This window comes from Pseudomonas sp. 1 R 17, assembly GCF_900067035.1.
Lineage (GTDB): Bacteria > Pseudomonadota > Gammaproteobacteria > Pseudomonadales > Pseudomonadaceae > Aquipseudomonas > Aquipseudomonas marginalis.
This window is the reverse complement of sequence record NZ_FKLB01000020.1, coordinates 185713-202777: the sequence shown is the minus strand read 5'-3', so window position 1 is coordinate 202777 and position 17065 is coordinate 185713. Positions and strand designations below refer to the sequence as shown.

Genomic DNA, 17065 nt, shown 5'->3' with positions numbered 1-17065 from the left:
CCGGCGCGCTATGAGTTCATCGAATGGGCCTCCCTTAACGGCTACGCCAAGTACTACGCGCTGGCGGGGTGGGCTTCCTACGAGAGACCTTTTGTGCTCTGGGCCGAGCAGCAAGGTTATACGGTGCATATCGTGACCCAGGACGATTTGCATCACGACCCCCACGCGCTCGAGGGCTATGCCTGCGCCGTCTTCATCGGGCACGACGAGTACTGGACGCGGGAAATGCGCGACCATGTCGACGCCTTTGTCGAGGAGGGCGGCAAGGTCGCGCGCTTCGCCGGCAATTTCATGTGGCAGATTCGCCTGGAGGATGAAGGCCGGCGGCAGGTGGCCTACAAGTACGACGCCGGTGCGCTCGATCCTGTGGCCGCTACCGAGCCTCATCGGCTAACGGGGGCATGGGAAGATCCGAGGGTGAATCACCCCGGGGCAACGACGTTCGGGGTGAATGCTCTGCGAGGGATTTACGCCAGCTTTGGAGGCATGGCGCCGCGCAGCCCGCGCGGCTACACAGTCTTCAGGCCCAAGCACTGGGCGTTCCTGGGGACGGGCCTGGGTTACGCGGATATGTTCGCGGACGAAGCCAACATCTTCGGCTATGAGGTGGATGGCCTGGAATACACCTTCGTCGACGGCCTCCCGGAACCGCTCTACACAGACGGGGCGCCCTGCGGATTGCAAATTCTCGCCATGGGCTGGGCGACCAATGCCGAGCATGGTCGGTCCGAGGATGCCTATTCATTCATGCTCGGCGATGGCGATGCACGGTTTCGTGCTTCCATCCTGGCGCCCGACCTCAGCGACGCCAGCATCGATTTGCATAGCCGCGGGGCCGGCATGGTGGTGCACTTCCACAAAGGTCGAGGCGAGGTGTTTACCGCCGCCACGTGCGAATGGGTGCATGGGCTCAGGCAGGCGGACATTTACACGGTGATGATCACAAAAAATGTGCTTGAGCGTTTCTTGCGCAATACGTAACTATTGAGAGCTAGGTCCGCCGCGTGCTTAACCACCGTTGGCGCCGTTGACCTGCCGATGTTTGGAACGACCGTCAATGCCTGTCAGTCTATCTATACCTACTCATTTGGTAAGGTATAGCGCCATGGATAAGACCATCACCGTGGATCAATTGGATACTACCGACCTTGGATCAATCAACGAGATATGGCTCGGCGCAACTCATGCCCAACTGTGCCTATGGCGTGGCGAGCAGGTCTTCACTCACGAGATGATGAGCGAGGGCACCCACGATCAGAATGTCCGACGCCTGTGCGTGCAGTTGGTCAATCCTGATGATCAAGCCGCAGTGGCCCGGGTTGAGATAATGGTGCGCGAACGGCTGAAAAAGAGTGGGAAGGCTGGCGAGTTTTATCCCGCTGAGGAGGCGGACTCTCATCAATAGTAAAAGGAGTATTGGGCAGGCAGAGAGGTACTTGGGATTACCCACTTATTTCAGTAACAAGACGGAGCAGACCACTGTTTATGGATATCGAATTTCGCGGTAATGGCATGCGTGAGAACCCGTCTGTAGGTACATGCGATGAGTACGGCGTAAGCGGGATTACCCGCTTTGACGATCTGGCTGAAGCCCATCGTAGGATTGCTGAGTTGCACCCAGGCTTTAAACCTCTGTTCTCGCTCGATGACTTGCACCAAGCCCGCTACACCTCGGGGCATGCGCGCAACAATTCAGGAATGGACGATGCATCGGAGCAGGACATCGCGGCGTTACCGCCGGAATGCTTTGAGAATGGTGAATACATTGGCTATCCGACAACGAAAGCGGAATTTGCAATGTGCTTTCGCAATTTCATGAACCTGGTTGCATTCACCTCTTTCGAAGATGCTTGCGCCCATGGCTTGACGCTTGATGAGCAGGCCCTACAGGAGTGGATCGCTTACCAGAACGACCCTGTCTCTCTTCTAGATCAGCCCCTTTCAGCGCTCTTGGTACCCGTTCAGCAGTCGTGCGAGGCACTGGCGGCTTTTCCGAACGGCTATTTCACTTCAGATCTTGATCCTGCAAAGAACTTTGCGGTGGCGCATCATTTTTTACTGGCGCATGGTTATGAACTGATGGGAGTAGGTGCCTCTTACATCGGCTTCATTCGTGCTGAGCCGCCTGACCTGGCCCTGGCTAATCTGGTTGCCAAAGACATTTGTGCGCTCTACAACACTAGCGATGAATACCTGCAAGCACGCCACCTCGCAGTCGCCCAGGCGATCTCCGGTCGGACCCATCTTTGGCTGCGTTATGTGGAATGACCGCGATCGTGGCACGTACTTGGCCTTAGTTTGCATTGCTGCAAAATGGCCACGCCTGGCGAGTTGACTGGTATTTCCAACTTGCTCCCTTGCGTGGGATTCAATTTATCAGTCAGGGCGCACGTCGACAGATCCGGAGCAGCTGCGTGGGCACTGGCTAGTCAGATGTTTCCCGGCCTAGCCGCGTGATGCAGGGGGCCTATCGACGAGTTTTGGCCCAAAGCGTATGTGGTCGCAGGCCGGAGCGGTTTTGGGCTGCTGCGCCAGGTATTAAATGTCGAGTTCAAGGTGTCGATGCAGTTTATTGCCGATAGCAGGCAAGATAAGGTTACTCAGCGCACCACTAGACCCTGTAATGGATTTGGTCACCCGTTCGGCAGACTTAAATGCTAGCCATTGCTTGGCGACATACTCGAAGGTGCGCTCTTCATTGAGCAATTGTGCCTCGAAGTTGGCGGTCTTGGCCTTGAGCGGGGCGATGTGGTTGACCACGTCGCAGCGTGCTTGTCGGGTTCATAATGTTTTATATCCGTTTATAGAGCCTGGTAGAGTTTTTTTACAAACTCTCGGGGTCCCCAAAGAACATTTTGACTGGGCTCTAAAACGGTAGTTACAGCCAGAAAAAATAGAATTTTGCCCCCATTTTTGCCCCCAATTGCACTGGGTGTGCGAGTGATCGCGAGTGGCGATTTATGACATGGATCTGGGTGGCCGTGGTTGGTATTCAGTGCGCCTCCTGATACTGGATGAAAACCCGAATGTGGCAAATCCGTGGTCGTTCGGAAAAGGATATGGAATATGAGTGGATATCCCTAAGCGAACTTGTCTGGCCTGTTTCTCAGCCCCTATTCGGCGATAATCTCTAGTTATCCAAATATTGATGGATCACACGCGCAGACAGTGCGCCGCAGCGCTCACAAATAGTAGAAGAAACACCAGGCCCCCTAACGCAAAGGAAAGACTGCTTATATGGGCAACGAAACCGATCACCGCCGGGCCAATCAAAATTCCTGCATAGCCCATGGAGATCACCGCCGGTATGGCAACTCTTTGGGGCATGCGGTCCTGTTTTCCGGTGGCGGTAAACAGCACTGGAACAATGTTCGAGCATCCTGCGCCAAGCAATGCATATCCCAGTAACGAGGCGGGCCAGCCCTCGAATCCAAGCGATACGAGCATGCCGGTGGCAGCAATTATTCCGCCATAAGCCATCACGCGCACGCCGCCGAATCTGCGTACGATGGCATCCCCTGTCAGCCGTCCCAGGGTCATCGCCGCCGCAAAGCTGGCATAACCCAAGCCGGCCAAGGTGGGCTCCATGTTCCGGCTGGACACGAGAAAGACAGCCCCCCAGTCCAGCACCGCTCCTTCGGTTAAAAAAACGATGAAGCACAGCGCACCCAGTAAAAAGACAATGCCTTTTGGGATCGCAAAGATCGGGCCGTCTTTTTCGGTTCCATAGGTCAATAAACTTGGAATCGCTTTATACAGGCACCCCATTACCACGATGACGACGCACAGCGCTGAAAACACCGGTTCTAATCCCAAACTCAACAGCGCAGTCAGCGCGCTGGCACCCAGAATACCGCCGACGCTGTACAGGCCATGGAACCCCGACTGAAGCGCCTCGCCACTGTTTTTTTCCACAATGATGGCCTGAATGTTCATCGCACAATCCAGCATGCCCATAGCGGCGCCAAACAGCACTACGGCCAATGCCAGGCCCGGCAGCCAACTGAGACTGCTCAACAGTACAAGCAATACACATAGAGTCGCAGTGGAACACACAATGACTGGGCGGCAGCCGTAGCGTGCGGTGAGGTGCCCGGCAAACGGCATGGCAACAATCGACCCCACGCCCAGGCCCAACAGCAACAGCCCCAACCCGCTTTCGTCCAACCCCGTGCGCGCCTTGGCGAGCGGCACCAAAGGCGCCCATGCCGACATGACAAGCCCTGCGATCAGGAAGGCAATACGGGTTGACGTGCGTTCGCCGTAATTGGTGTTGATCGCTAACGATGACGTAGTCATTTGAATCACCCGAACAGGCACACGAAGAAAGGCCTGGCAGCGACTGCGCTGAGGACTGGAGGGAGGAGGGGGCAAGTTGCTAAGGCGTAAGCCTTTCAATGTACGACTGTATTGAAAGGCTTACCCATCGGGCATCGTTCTTATCCGACAGACTTCAAGGGGATCGGCCCCTTGATCCTTTCCATCATGGTGGCGCAATACCAATCATCGAATTGGCAGACACCGGTCTCTGCGGTCTCGGAATACGGGCCTGGCTCATAAGAGGGTGAAGTCACACCACGTTGCGTGCCTTCTACCAGAGTGCGGTCCTGATCGTTGGTCGCGATCCATACCTTGGTCAGCCGATCAATGTCGTAGTCCACGCCTTCTACGGCAGTTTTGAGCACCAACCACTTGGTGGTCACCAAGGTTTCCGTCGCGCTGATGGGGAGCACGCGGAAGCTCAGGGCGTGGTCACCCAGGAAGTGGTTCCAAGTCGATGGATAGTTGAAGTACAACAGTGCGCCAATATCCGCTTCGCCGGTGGTATCCAGGCGGCTGGTCACCGCTGGCTTGCCGTCCATGGTGTAGCTCACCGCGCCCTTGGACAGTGGAATACGGGTCATGCGGAACTGTCCTTTGGTGTCCATGACCAGGCGGCTTGGCAAGCCGGCTTTTTCGCACTTGTTCCAATAGGCGGAAAGCTCCGGATCGTCGTCGCCGCTGGTGCCGCCCACGGAAAGGTTGTCCACGAACGATTGCAGCAACTCGGGGTGGGAGCCGTCGCAGTGGTAGCATTCACGGTTGTTTTCGAAGACCAGTTTCCAGTTGCCTTTCTCGACGATATTGGACTCAAAGGCCACTTTGCAGTCATCGAGGTTATGCGGGGCGACAAAGGGGGTCACGGCGGTACGGAAGTGTTCGAAATCCGGTGCTTTGCTCGCGACACACACATAAATAAAGGTGTTCACGATTTCGCAGTGAACGCTTTTGAGGTTGTATTCGGATTTGTCGAAATCCTGCCCCATGTTCCCGGCGAACAGCAGGTTGCCGTCCAGCTCGTAGGTCCACTTGTGGTAAGGGCACACCATCTTGGCGACTTTGCCATGGTCGGCTTCACAAATCTTTGCGCCACGGTGGCGGCAAGCATTGTGAAACGCTCGCACCTGGCCGTCCTTGCCACGTACCACGGCCACCGGGTAGTCACCCACTTGCAGCGTGAAGTACTGACCGGGCTTTTCCAGTTCAAACGTGTGCCCGGCGAATATCCAGTCTTTGTGCCAAATCTGCTCAAGGTCCTGGCGATAGACGCCTTCGCAGCTATAGAGCTTTCCCGGGAGTGAGTGCCAAGGTTTACGTTGGGCAATCAGGTCAAACACGGTTTCTTTATTATCCATCTTATCCTCCCAGGATAAATAACGTGAGCGCTCACCTTTAACGGTGACTTTTATAGTGCTCTAAAAGTTCGGCGTCGGTTGGCAGCTTAATAAAGGTGCAACAACTTCATGTTCTTTTTAGATAGATGACAGCCTAGGGGGCTGTCGCGACGCACGCAAACGACATTTCGTAGGGGCAATCAATAATTCCAGGTTATCGATCAGCCACTTCCTCGGAATGCTTAACGCTTGAAAATAGAGGCTCCAGCGTCGTAATGGCTGAGTGCGCCTGACCCAATGAATGAATCGCGTGCTTCACCGCAAGGCTTCGTTCAACGCCAAGATGGCTACTGAACAGGTCGAATTTTCCATCCAGCTCAGCGGCCGTCATCGCGGTGTGCGGATCACCTTTTGCCGCTGTCACAGGGCTGACGATGATCGTACCGTCTTTCAAGGTAAGGGTAAGTCTGGAAAGAATTTCATCCGGGAATCGCGCGGAAATATCCGCCGCTTCGACAATCTCGATGCGTGAACTCAGCGAGAGAATATCGGGTGCGGTGATTGAGCCCCCCGTGACTTCATCAGGCCCCAGCTTGCCTCGGACAATCAGCGCTGCCAGCGGAAACGCCAACGCGTATTGGGCTTCATCTGCGTTACATGGGGTATGGCCCTGCAGGCACATCGATTCGAAGAACGTTTCCACGCGAATTGTTTCAAGGGTGCCCGCGCTCACTTCGGGATGCTGGCGCTGTAATTCAAGCAATGCCGTCAAGGCGGGTTGTGCCCATCGACATACGGGCCATGGTTTGAAGTACTGGCTGTCGATTTCCCAGCGGTTTCCTATATCCGCCCAGTGCGGCGCGACACTTGGGTCTTCCACGATCTCCGCGGGGGCACCGGTTATGCCTGCCTGCGCCATCAACAGTGCATTCAAGCCAACGTAAGCGCCTGCTCCATGTGCATCGCGCAACATGGTGGGTGTCAGCACCACACGCATCATTGGGCAGCGTGCGCTGAAATACTCGGCAATGCCCAATGCGTGCCGAAAGGTCGGCTCATCAAACTCAAGCAATCGTGCTCCAGCACACACCACCCCCATGGCGGAAAAACCACCAGAGGCGTGGTAGGTGGGTGAGGTTGCCATCAATGCAGTGCCAGCGCGCAGCGCGGTTTCATAGCCAATGCACAGCGCCGACAGAAATTCGTGCCCGCTGATGTCCTGGCCGTTGTGGTGCAATGCATCGGCCAGGGCCAGCAATGCCGGAACCACCGTTGCGCCGGCGTGCCCTTTGGATTTGAAGTGCCCTTCGTGAGCGTCCAGGCTGTCTGCGGAAAACCCGCCAGCCCAGGCGGCTCCAAGCATACTGACGCGCTGGCCATCGAACATCAGCCGGCTGGTGTACACACCACCGGGGTAGTGGAGGCGCGCATAGCTGCGCATTATCTCGCTGGTGTCATTGGATGCCGCACCGGCCATCACACCGACGATATCCAACAGGCTGTTTCTGAGTATGGCTTGCGTGTGGGCGGGTGCTTGCTGGAGATCGAAATCGCGACAAAATTCGAACAGTGACATCCCGGGCATTCCTTACGAAAATCATTATTGTGTCGCTGCACGATGACCCAGCGAGGGCTCACCGTTCCAGCAACATTTTCGTAGGGCAATCGATAACAAAAATGGCGACTCTGCTTCTAAGGCATGCGGCGTCAGCGGGGGAACTTGGCCAGGAGCCACTCACGAAACCTGCGCAGCTCATCTTCGTTCTCGGCGTTTTCTCGGCAGCTCAAGTAGTGCGAACTGTTGCGCAGCTGAACTTGCTGCTGGATCGGTCGCACCAACACCCCACGCTCTACCAGCCGGGTAACCAGGTGGTTCCAACCCAGGGCGATACCTTGGTGGGTCAGCACCATGCTGATCAGCAAGTTGTAGTCGTTGGCATTGAAAATCTGGGGGCTGTCTTGCGGGCGATCATCAATGTCAATCGACTGAAAGGCAAACCAGACACCCCAGTCAACGTGCTCGGCTACCTGGGATCGTCCGTAGGGGCTCAGGTTCAGCAGGGCTGAGTCTCTCAGGCCTTCGATCGTCGAGATTTCCGGGTGTTGCTCCAAAAATTGCGGGCTGCAGACGGGATAGATCACGTCATGGCACAACGGGTAGCTTTTATAGTCGTCCCGGACACGGGCCATTTTGGTAATGAAGACGTCCGGCTGTACCCCGGGCTCCATGGTCAGGAAGTTCTGCGTCGTGACCAGGTTCAACTCAATGCCGGCGTTTTGTCTGATGAATTCGGGCAGGTGGTCTGACAGCCATAGGGCGGAAAAGGCGGGAGAGCAGCAGACGGTCAGCATTTTTTTGGAGGACTGGCTGCTGCGGATTCGCTCGGCTGCCTGGGCGATGTTTACAAATGACAGCTGCGCGGCATCAAAGAACACTGCCCCGGCAGAAGTCAGTTCGACAGCACGCCCTACGCGGTTGAAAAGCTGCGCACCCAAGTACTCCTCCAGCTCGCGAATCTGCCGGCTGATAGCCGCCTGCGAAACACAAAGCGCCTCGGCGCCGAGGGTGAAGCTCTCGTACTTGGCAGCCGCTACAAACGCTTTCACGGCCCTCAACGACGGCATTTTCAGCAGAATGCTGTCAGGGTCGACATGCTTTGACATCCTTACGTTCTCCTCATGCAGCCGCTCCCCAGCGAAGCGACGCGAGAGTAACTGAAGCCAGACGGTAAAAACGGTGTGCAGGTCGTTTTTGAGACATAACGGGTCGCTCCTGTGCGCCACAGCAAGAAAACTGTCCGCTTGAGACGACCTATAACCCGACGTTATCCAATTGTCCCTGTAAATGTAGTTGGAATTGACGGTGGGTTACTACTAAATTTGAAACATCCCTCTTTCCTAGGGGCCGAAAAATAATAAAAGGAAACCCGTCGTGAAACTCTCTATTCATTACCACTGCCGTTTAAAACTATTTTCGATCGTTTGCGTATCGCTTAAAGCGAATAGTGCTGAACACGAAGGGGCAAGGTATGACTAATTCCGACGAAATCATTTCCGTCAAAAATGTCTATAAGGTATTCGGCACCCAGCCGGACCTCGCAATGAAGTTGCTGGCTGATGGGGCCTCTAAAGAAGAGGTCTTTAAAAAAACCGGGCAAGCTATTGGCGTCTTTGATGCGAACTTCTCCGTCCGCCGCGGCGAGATCTTTGTCATCATGGGGCTGTCGGGCTCCGGCAAGTCAACCATGGTCCGCTTGTTCAACCGCTTGATTGAACCCACCAGCGGCTCGATCTTTCTGAATGGCAAGGAAATCACTGGTCTGGCGGATAAAGATCTTCTGCAAGTGCGCAGGAAAGACATGGGTATGGTCTTTCAATCCTTTGCACTGATGCCGCACATGAGCGTCATCGACAACGTCAGCTTTGGTTTGGAGATCAGCGGCGTCGCCGAGAAAGAACGCTACTGCCGCGCCATGGGTGCGCTGACCCAGGTTGGCCTTGCTGGTCAGGAGTTCAGCTTTCCCCATCAGCTCTCCGGCGGCATGCAACAGCGCGTCGGCCTCGCCCGAGCCCTGGCCAATGACCCGGCGATCCTGTTGATGGACGAGGCGTTTTCGGCCCTCGACCCGATGATTCGAAGCGAGATGCAGGGCGAATTGATCAAGCTTCAGGCCGAGCAGAACCGCACCATCATCTTCATTTCCCACGACATTGAAGAGGCCGTACGGATCGGCCACCGCATCGCAATCATGGAAGGCGGTCGGGTGGTGCAGATTGGTACCCCGCGTGAGTTGCTGTGCCACCCCATCAATAAATACGTGCGCGATTTCTTTAATGGATTCGACACCAGTCGAATCCTGAAAGCGGGCGATATCGCTCAACAGGACACCAGCATCACCTATGAGCCTGGTCGTCACACCCCTCTAAAAGCAGAAGCTTCGCTCAGAGAGATTCTGCATATCGTCGCGGCCTCCGCAACGCCTATGCCGGTGGTGGATGAAGTTGGCCTGTATAAGGGCTCGATTTCCCAAGGCCATCTGCTGAGCTGCCTGAATAATAGTTAATTTGAATAATCAGAGCAGTCTCAAGTTCTGAGGGCGAGGAAGTATCATGTCGGACTTTAATTATTTGGACCCGTTCCAAAGTTTCACTGTTCCATTGGGCGCTTGGGTTGAAGCGGCACTGACTTACCTGGTGCATAACTTTCGGGAAGTCTTTCGCTCAATTCGATGGCCGGTTGACCAAGTGCTTGATGGTGTTCAGTGGGGCCTGCTTTCCGTGCCCCCCACAGTATTCATTCTTATCGCCGGATTGATCAGCTGGCAGATCGGCGGTAAACGAATCGCAATCTTCAGTATCGCTACATTGACGGGTTTGGGCCTGATCGGTGTATGGGCCGATGCCATGGTGACCCTCGCTTTGGTCCTGACTTCATTACTCTTCTGTGCGGTTATTGGTATTCCCCTGGGCATACTCTGTGCCCGTAGCGACCGAATGGAAGTGATTGTGCGTCCGGTGCTGGACGCGATGCAGACATTGCCCGCTTTCGTTTACTTGGTGCCTGTGGTGATGTTGTTTGGCATCGGTAACGTTCCAGGCGTCATCGTGACGATTATTTTCTCGGTTGCGCCCTTGGTGCGCCTGACCAACTTGGGCATCCGCCAGGTACCCGCCGATAAAGTCGAAGCCGCACGTGCATTTGGGTGCACCGCTATCCAGATGTTGCTGAAGGTCCAGCTGCCCCTGGCCGCACCGACCATGATGGCCGGGTTGAACCAGACACTTATGCTTTCACTGTCGATGGTCGTCGTTGCTTCGATGATATCCGTTGGCGGGCTTGGGCTGATGGTATTGAGCGGCATCGGCCGCCTGGACATGGGGCTGGCCAGCGTCGGCGGTGCCGGCCTGGTACTCCTGGCAGTCTTCCTCGATCGTTTGACCCAAGCGATGGGCGAGCGCAGCAGTGATCTGGCAACCGGCCAGCGTTGGTACGAAACCGGGCCGGTTGGCCTAGTGATGAAACTCAAGAAGAAAAAGAACGTAGCACGCCCAGTGACTAACTAAGCACATCTGCTCACCTACTATAAATTCAAACGTGGTGAAATATGAAACTTGCAAATCTCAAGCAAACCGTCGTCGCGACCCTGATGGCCTCCATGTTGGGTGCAACTATATGTTCGGCAGCGTATGCCGCTGATGCAAACAAACCGGGTAACGGTGTTTCCATCACGCCTATTTTCCCGACTATTGCTGAAGAGCGTTTTCGCGGTGAGGTGGCAATTGCAGGCTTGAAAGATCTTGGCTATGACGTGAAGGCCCCCAAGGAAGTTGATTATCCCGCGATGTTCCTGGCGCTCTCCTATGGCGACGCGGATTTCACCGTGCATGAGTGGGAGAACCTCCACGCTGCCTTTTATAAGAAAGGCGGCGGCGACGACACCATGGTGAAAGTTGGCCAGGTCATGAAGGGCGTGTTGCAGGGCTACATGATCGACAAGAAAACAGCCGACGCATACAACATCAAGGATCTCTCGGATTTGAAGAAGCCGGAGATCGCCAAGCTGTTCGACGCCAATGGCGATGGCAAGGCAGACATGACCGGCTGCAACCCCGGCTGGGGTTGCGAAGTGATGGTTGAGTACCACATGAAAGCCTATGGCCTGGGCCCAACCGTCGTGGACAACCGGGGTTCTTACTTCGCGCTGATGGCAGACACTATCGCCAGGTTCCAGCAGGGCAAACCCGTGTTGTATTTCACCTGGGTGCCGCAATGGATCTCCAGCGTGCTGGTGGAAGGGCGCGACGTCGTATGGCTGCCGGTTCCGTTCACCGCGTTGCCTGATGGACAAGACAGTAAAGACACCTTTTATCAGGGCAAAAATCTCGGTTTCCCGGTGGATACCGTTAACGCTGTGATGAACAAAGAGTTTGCCGAGAAGAACCCGGTGGCTCGCAAGTTTCTGTCGGAAGTCAGTATCACCACGGACGACGAAAGTGCCCAGAACCTGCGCATGCAAAAGGGTGAGAAATCACTCGCTGACATCAAGCGCCATGCGGCCGAATGGATCAAGGCTCACCAGGCGCAATACGATGGTTGGTTGAGTGACGCGCGCGCCGCAGCCAAGCAATAGAAAACAGCAAGGAAAGTGCTGCCAGCTCGATTGAGCTGGCCGTACGCGGGACCGGCTGCGTTTGTTTTACGTAATAAAGTGATCAGGTGGCGAAGATAATGGATACCTTCCAAAGCTCGTTGAAGTTCCAGAATATTGGATTTCGGCAAACTACCGACTCGGTCGGTCATGAAAAAGTTGTACGAGTGGCATTCATCTTGCTCGACCACTTTTCATTAACTGCACTCTCAACAGCGATGGACGCGCTGGCGACCGGCAATCTGATCAACAGTAATACCGTCTACAAAGTAGCGACGTATTCGCTCTTGGGCGGACTGGTTGAAAGTGATATCGGCATACCGTTGTCCTCGGAACGTTTGAACGTTGAAAAAATCAATCACGATGCTCTTGTGGTTATCGGTGGCCAGCGGGTAAGGCTGTCCAGCAACCCCTCCATTCGCCGCGCATTGAAAAAGGCGGCAGGGGGAAGGGGCATCGTCGCTGGTGTATGGAATGCTGCGTTTTACCTGGCCGATGCGGGCTTGCTCCATGACCAGGATTGCGCCTGTCATGCCGATAGCTGTGCGTTGATAAACGAGTATTACCCCCAAGTGAAAACGGGGGAGTCCGAATACACCTTTACCCAGGGGCGCGCGACGTGCGCTGGTGCTTCATCCGCGCTGGATATGATCCTGGCAATCATGCAGGACCTCAGCTCACAGCGCGATGCTGATCTCGTGGATGAAATCAAACGTGTACATCAACCCAAAAAGCCTCAATTCAATACTGTAACCCTTGGTGCTGTCAGCCTGGTTAAACCGGTTCCTCGCCCGCTGAACGTTGCGGTCTCCCTGATGGAAAACCACATTGAAGAACCCATGGAGATCGATGAGATCGCCAGCCACGTGGGGGTTTCGCGTCGACAGCTTGAGCGCAGGTTTGCGCGCTATTTAAACGCGGCGCCCAACCGCTACTACCTGGAACTGCGACTTACCCGCGCCCGCCAACTGATTATTCAAAGTAATCGCTCGTTGACGGACGTGGCACTCGCTACCGGTTTTGTCAGCTATCCGCACTTTTATAAGCGCTTCAAGGATTTGTTCGGCCTGCCGCCCATGACGTTCAGGGATAACTATTATTCCAGCGACTTTAGCAATTCGGAACGCTATGCAGTTGCGGCAGGTTTTTGAAACGCGTTTGGCCGTTGTGTCGTCGGTTAGTTATTTAGTTTATTTCGTCCTGCGCATGGTGTTGTGTTGGACCCGGTAATGCATTCAACTTACGGTCCTACTATTATGAAAGTTACCTCGTTACCCGCCGACGATAATAGCTGTGGCTGGTTTCATTTAAGCCGGCCGCGTAAGCCTAAGCCCGCCCACCACGGGTACAGTACCGCCCGTTGGGTGATTGTTGGTGCGGGCTTTACCGGGCTGGCGGCAGCCCGGCAACTGGCGATGAGTTTTCCGAATGACGAGATCGTGCTGGTTGAGGCTCAGGAGGTTGGTCTCGGGCCCTCCGGCAGGAATGCCGGGTTCGCTATCGATCTGCCCCATGATATCGGCGCTGAGGATTACATCGGCGACATCGCCCTTGCCAAGTCTAGCCTGAAGCTCAATCTGGCAGGGCAGTCCATCCTGCGCGACTTGGTCGATCAACATGGCATCGACTGTCAGATGAAGGCCTGCGGCAAGTACCAGGCGGCCGTGGAGGACCGCGGCATCGCGGTACTCGAAGCCTATCGGCGTGGGCTGGATAAGTTGGATCAGCCTTATCAAATGATTGAGCAAGATGAGCTGCCTCATCACTTGGGTACGCACTTCTACCGCAAAGCTTTATATACGCCAGGTGCCGTTCTGCTTCAGCCATCGGCACTGGTCAAGGGGCTCGCTGACCATCTGCCAGCCAACGTGACGTTGTATGAGCGTACGCCGATTCTCGAAGTTGAGTACGGTGCGAAAACCGTACTGAAACATGCCAATGGAAGTATCACCGCCGACAAGCTGATCCTCGCGAACAACTCATTTGGCATGCGCTTTGGTTTCCTCAAGGGCCGGATGCTACCCATCTATACCTACGGCAGTATTACGCGGCAGTTAACGTCAGAAGAGCAGGCACAACTCGGTGGAAAACCGTATTGGGGCGCGATCCCAGCTGATCCATTTGGGACCACCGTCAGGCGTACGCCGGATAATCGCTTACTGATCAGAAACAGTTTTAGCTTTAACCCCGACGGCCGCAGCGACAGTCGATATAACGAGCGATTCATACGCCGTCATAAAGCCTCGTTTGATAAACGCTTTCCCATGTTGCCCAACGTCAATTTCGAATACACCTGGGGCGGTGCATTGGCCATGACTCGAAACCACAACGGTTTCTTCGGTGAGTTGGCCCCCAACGTTTATGGCGCGTTGGGTTGCAATGGCCTAGGCGTGACCCGCGGCACAGTGACAGGACAACTGCTTGCAGAGTGGCTCGCGGGCCAACGTGATGAACGGATCGACTTTCTATTGAACGCACCCGGGCCGAACAGTAACCCGCCGGAGCCGTTTCTCTCGTTGGGTGTCAACGCAAATCTTAAATGGGGGCAGTACCGCGCCGGTCGAGAAAGCTGAGGTTTATCCCAATGAACTGTTTCCCACAGAAAATCGCGCATTTGCGGTCGGCGTAGGCACGTCGCTCTCACGCATCGGCGCCGCCGCGGGCACTTACTGGGTGCCGATTTCATTGAGCAAGTTAGGGGTCGCCGAGACCCTGTATGTCGCCGCCGCCATTTCGTTGGTGGGGCTCGTGTTGTCTTGGGTGCTGGCGCCTGAAACGCGGTCACTCAACCTGCAACAAGCCGCCTCGTTGAATTAGCAACCCCTGGATCAACCCTTGGAATTACTGGAGAAAACAGCATGAACTTTGACGGCATTTTTACCCCCGCGATAACTCCGCTCTCTTCGGATGGGCAAGTTGATTACTCGGCCTTTGATGAAGTGCTTGAATACCTGGTCGAGTCCAAGGTTCACGGCATCATTATCGGCGGCTCCACGGGCGAGTATTACGCTCATACGCCTGCTGAGCGTCTGGCGGTGGCTGAACGTGCGAAGAGTGTCCTGCAAGGTCGTCTGCCACTGGTTGTCGGCACCGGCGGGATCAGAACCGAGGATTCGGTGTACTTTGCTGAACAAGCCAAGGCGATCAAGGCAGATGCGATCCTGGTGGGTTCTCCGCCTTATGCCTTGCCCACTCAAAAAGAAATCGCCACCCATGTGCTGGCGGTAGACAAGGCAGCAGGCCTGCCCATCATGCTCTACAACTACCCGGCGCGTATGGGGGTGGCCATGGGGGATGAGTTCTTCGAAGCGATTGCGCAGTGCAAGAACATTGAAGCGATCAAAGAAAGCTCCGGGGAAATGAATCGCCTGCATCGCCTGGCCTGCGCCCATCCTTCGATCCAGATCTCGTGCGGTTGGGATGACCAAGCCCTGGAGTTCTTCGCCTGGGGCGCTCGCAGCTGGGTATGCGCCGGCTCCAATTTCATTCCTCGCGAACACGTTGCGCTGTATGAGGCCTGCGTGATTGAAAAGGACTTCGACAAAGGCCGCCGCATCATGTCGGCCCTGCTGCCGTTGATGGACTTCCTTGAAGGCGGCAAGTTTGTGCAATCGATCAAGCATGGCAGTGAGCTGAGCGGCTTGCGTGCCGGTGGTGTCCGTGCGCCATTGCAGGCGCTGGAAGAGTCCGAGAAGCAGGCGCTCAAAGCGGTGATCCAAACGCTTAAGCAAAACGTCGCGCACATTGTGGGAGGTGCTTGAAATGGCTGATCTGCTGAGTAAAGAAGCCTACCGCGAACTGGCTGGCAAGCTTGAGTTTCGCACTCAGGCGTTTATTGACGGCCAGTTTCGCAGCGCGAAATCGGGCCGTACGTTCACCACCACCAACCCGGCCACCGGTGACGTACTGGCCGAGATTTCGGCCTGTGATGCCGAGGACGTAAACGAGGCTGTGGCGGCTGCCAAGGCAGCGTTTGAGGATGCACGCTGGCAGGGTCTTTCACCTGCTGCACGTAAAAGCGTGCTGCTGCGTTTTGCCCAGTTGTTGGAAGACAACTCGCACGAACTGGCGGTACTTGAAAGCCTGGACAGCGGCAAACCCATCCGCGAGTGCCAGAACGTTGATGTCCCAGAGACGATCCACACGTTGCGTTGGCACGCTGAACTGATCGACAAAATCTACGACGCTACCGCGCCGGTGGGTTCGGGCGCTGTGACTATGGTGGTACGCGAGCCTATCGGCGTGGTGGGCCTGGTGCTGCCGTGGAATTTCCCGCTGCTGATGCTCGCCTGGAAAATCGGTCCGTCGTTGGCCGCAGGTTGCTCGATCGTGGTCAAGCCGGCAAAGGAAACCACCCTGAGCGCGCTGCGAGTTGCTGAGCTGGCTTATCAAGCTGGCGTTCCCGCCGGCGTGTTCAACGTGGTGCCTGGTGGTGGCAAGGAGGCAGGTGAACCGTTGGGCCGGCATGGTGACGTGGCCATGGTCAGCTTTACCGGCTCGACCGAAACGGGGCGGATTTTCCTCAAGTACTCCAGTGAATCCAACCTCAAGCGCATCGTGCTGGAATGTGGAGGCAAAAACCCAGCGGTGGTGATGAATGATGCCGAGGATATTGACCAAGTCGCACAGCATGTGGTGAACGGTGCCTTTTGGAACATGGGCGAAAACTGCTCGGCGTCTTCGCGCCTGCTCGTGCACACCGATATCAAGGACGCGCTGCTTGAGCGCATTCAGGTGCACCTGAAAGACTGGAAGATGGGCGACCCCCTCGACCCGGACAACCGCCTGGGCTCGATGATCAGCAAAGCGCATTTTGAGAAGGTGAGGTCCTACATCGAGCACGCCAAGGACGAAAAACTGACTGTTTTGGCGGGCGGCAATACCTCTGAGAATATCTTCGTAGAACCGACCATCCTGGACGGAGTAGGGCGTAGCAGTCGCCTGTTCCAAGAGGAAATTTTCGGCCCTGTGCTGAGTGTCACCACCTTCAATACCCTCGATGAGGCCATCGAACTGGCCAACGATACGGCCTACGGTTTGGCTGCGTCGGCGTATACCGGCAACCTGCGCAATGCATTGAAGCTGTCACGTGGCATCCGCGCCGGCATTGTGACCGTCAACTGTTTTGGAGAGGGGGATGCGTCTACGCCCTTCGGTGGTTACAAGGAGTCGGGGTTCGGTGGGCGGGACAAATCCATCTGGGCGCACGACCAATACACCGAGATAAAAACCATCTGGATCGACGCCTCCTGAGTGCTGCAG

15 protein-coding genes and 1 pseudogene are annotated in these 17065 nt (G+C 55.6%); 11 read left to right on the top strand and 5 right to left on the bottom strand.

From position 1 onward, the window contains the following. The 3 genes from BFP99_RS05330 to BFP99_RS05320 form a co-directional block, all read left to right on the top strand. Window positions 1-981, top strand: a 981-nt coding sequence (locus BFP99_RS05330) for a N,N-dimethylformamidase beta subunit family domain-containing protein (RefSeq protein ID WP_218064732.1), incomplete at its 5' end; no start/stop codon positions are given. A gap of 124 nt (window positions 982-1105) precedes the next feature. Continuing rightward, window positions 1106-1405: a hypothetical protein gene (locus BFP99_RS05325; protein ID WP_065927670.1), complete on the top strand. Its 300-nt coding sequence runs from the start codon at window positions 1106-1108 to the stop codon at window positions 1403-1405. 80 nt (window positions 1406-1485) lie between these two features. Then, window positions 1486-2268 carry a hypothetical protein gene (locus BFP99_RS05320; protein ID WP_065927669.1) on the top strand — a complete coding sequence of 261 codons (783 nt, stop codon included), beginning with the start codon at window positions 1486-1488 and terminating at the stop codon, window positions 2266-2268. Window positions 2269-2538: 270 nt separating this feature from the next. Here the strand turns inward: BFP99_RS05320 and BFP99_RS05315 are convergent, their stop codons facing one another. The 5 genes from BFP99_RS05315 to BFP99_RS05295 form a co-directional block, all read right to left on the bottom strand. Continuing rightward, window positions 2539-2760, bottom strand: a complete 222-nt coding sequence (locus tag BFP99_RS05315; RefSeq protein WP_235865585.1) for a hypothetical protein — start codon at window positions 2758-2760, stop codon at window positions 2539-2541. Between the two features lie 393 nt (window positions 2761-3153). Further along, entirely contained in the window at window positions 3154-4299 is a 1146-nt protein-coding gene (locus BFP99_RS05310) for an MFS transporter (protein ID WP_065946818.1), read from the bottom strand. Between the two features lie 140 nt (window positions 4300-4439). After that, window positions 4440-5675, bottom strand: coding sequence for an aromatic ring-hydroxylating oxygenase subunit alpha (locus BFP99_RS05305; RefSeq protein WP_065946817.1), 1236 nt, complete (start codon window positions 5673-5675; stop codon window positions 4440-4442). Between the two features lie 193 nt (window positions 5676-5868). Continuing rightward, window positions 5869-7230 (bottom strand): MmgE/PrpD family protein, encoded by a 1362-nt coding sequence (locus BFP99_RS05300; protein ID WP_065946816.1) that lies wholly within the window; start codon window positions 7228-7230, stop codon window positions 5869-5871. Between the two features lie 131 nt (window positions 7231-7361). After that, the gene (locus BFP99_RS05295) at window positions 7362-8318 is read right to left on the bottom strand and encodes a LysR substrate-binding domain-containing protein (RefSeq protein ID WP_065946815.1); all 957 of its coding nucleotides are present in this window, start codon (window positions 8316-8318) and stop codon (window positions 7362-7364) included. Window positions 8319-8683: 365 nt separating this feature from the next. On the opposite strand from BFP99_RS05295, the gene BFP99_RS05290 reads away from it, so the two are divergent. From BFP99_RS05290 to BFP99_RS05260, 8 genes and pseudogenes are all read left to right on the top strand, one after another. Continuing rightward, entirely contained in the window at window positions 8684-9718 is a 1035-nt protein-coding gene (locus tag BFP99_RS05290; RefSeq protein WP_065946814.1) for a quaternary amine ABC transporter ATP-binding protein, read from the top strand. Window positions 9719-9764: 46 nt separating this feature from the next. Beyond that, complete coding sequence (gene proW / locus BFP99_RS05285; RefSeq protein ID WP_065946813.1) at window positions 9765-10718, top strand: glycine betaine/L-proline ABC transporter permease ProW; 954 nt, start codon at window positions 9765-9767, stop codon at window positions 10716-10718. Window positions 10719-10759: 41 nt separating this feature from the next. Then, window positions 10760-11785 (top strand): glycine betaine/L-proline ABC transporter substrate-binding protein ProX, encoded by a 1026-nt coding sequence (proX, locus tag BFP99_RS05280; protein ID WP_065946812.1) that lies wholly within the window; start codon window positions 10760-10762, stop codon window positions 11783-11785. Window positions 11786-11883: 98 nt separating this feature from the next. Next, a complete protein-coding gene (locus tag BFP99_RS05275; protein ID WP_065946811.1) occupies window positions 11884-12954 on the top strand; it encodes a GlxA family transcriptional regulator in 1071 nt (356 codons plus the stop codon). A gap of 102 nt (window positions 12955-13056) precedes the next feature. Further along, on the top strand, window positions 13057-14376 hold the full coding sequence (locus tag BFP99_RS05270) for an NAD(P)/FAD-dependent oxidoreductase (protein ID WP_065946823.1): 1320 nt from the start codon (window positions 13057-13059) through the stop codon (window positions 14374-14376). 1 nt (window position 14377) lies between these two features. Next, window positions 14378-14620: pseudogene (locus tag BFP99_RS31740) on the top strand (MFS transporter); the annotation flags it as partial. Between the two features lie 41 nt (window positions 14621-14661). Continuing rightward, window positions 14662-15564, top strand: a complete 903-nt coding sequence (locus tag BFP99_RS05265) for a dihydrodipicolinate synthase family protein (RefSeq protein WP_065946810.1) — start codon at window positions 14662-14664, stop codon at window positions 15562-15564. A gap of 1 nt (window position 15565) precedes the next feature. After that, window positions 15566-17056: an aldehyde dehydrogenase gene (locus BFP99_RS05260; protein WP_065946809.1), complete on the top strand. Its 1491-nt coding sequence runs from the start codon at window positions 15566-15568 to the stop codon at window positions 17054-17056. The last annotated feature ends 9 nt before the right edge of the window (window positions 17057-17065 follow it).

Coding starts and splice junctions, on each gene's coding strand:
- BFP99_RS05290 (WP_065946814.1), top strand. CDS start 8,684: ATGACTAATTCCGACGAAATCATTTCCGTCAAAAATGTCTATAAGGTA.
- BFP99_RS05275 (WP_065946811.1), top strand. CDS start 11,884: ATGGATACCTTCCAAAGCTCGTTGAAGTTCCAGAATATTGGATTTCGG.
- proW (WP_065946813.1), top strand. CDS start 9,765: ATGTCGGACTTTAATTATTTGGACCCGTTCCAAAGTTTCACTGTTCCA.
- proX (WP_065946812.1), top strand. CDS start 10,760: ATGAAACTTGCAAATCTCAAGCAAACCGTCGTCGCGACCCTGATGGCC.
- BFP99_RS05320 (WP_065927669.1), top strand. CDS start 1,486: ATGGATATCGAATTTCGCGGTAATGGCATGCGTGAGAACCCGTCTGTA.
- BFP99_RS05310 (WP_065946818.1), bottom strand. CDS start 4,299: ATGACTACGTCATCGTTAGCGATCAACACCAATTACGGCGAACGCACG.
- BFP99_RS05325 (WP_065927670.1), top strand. CDS start 1,106: ATGGATAAGACCATCACCGTGGATCAATTGGATACTACCGACCTTGGA.
- BFP99_RS05300 (WP_065946816.1), bottom strand. CDS start 7,230: ATGTCACTGTTCGAATTTTGTCGCGATTTCGATCTCCAGCAAGCACCC.
- BFP99_RS05305 (WP_065946817.1), bottom strand. CDS start 5,675: ATGGATAATAAAGAAACCGTGTTTGACCTGATTGCCCAACGTAAACCT.
- BFP99_RS05260 (WP_065946809.1), top strand. CDS start 15,566: ATGGCTGATCTGCTGAGTAAAGAAGCCTACCGCGAACTGGCTGGCAAG.
- BFP99_RS05295 (WP_065946815.1), bottom strand. CDS start 8,318: ATGTCAAAGCATGTCGACCCTGACAGCATTCTGCTGAAAATGCCGTCG.
- BFP99_RS05265 (WP_065946810.1), top strand. CDS start 14,662: ATGAACTTTGACGGCATTTTTACCCCCGCGATAACTCCGCTCTCTTCG.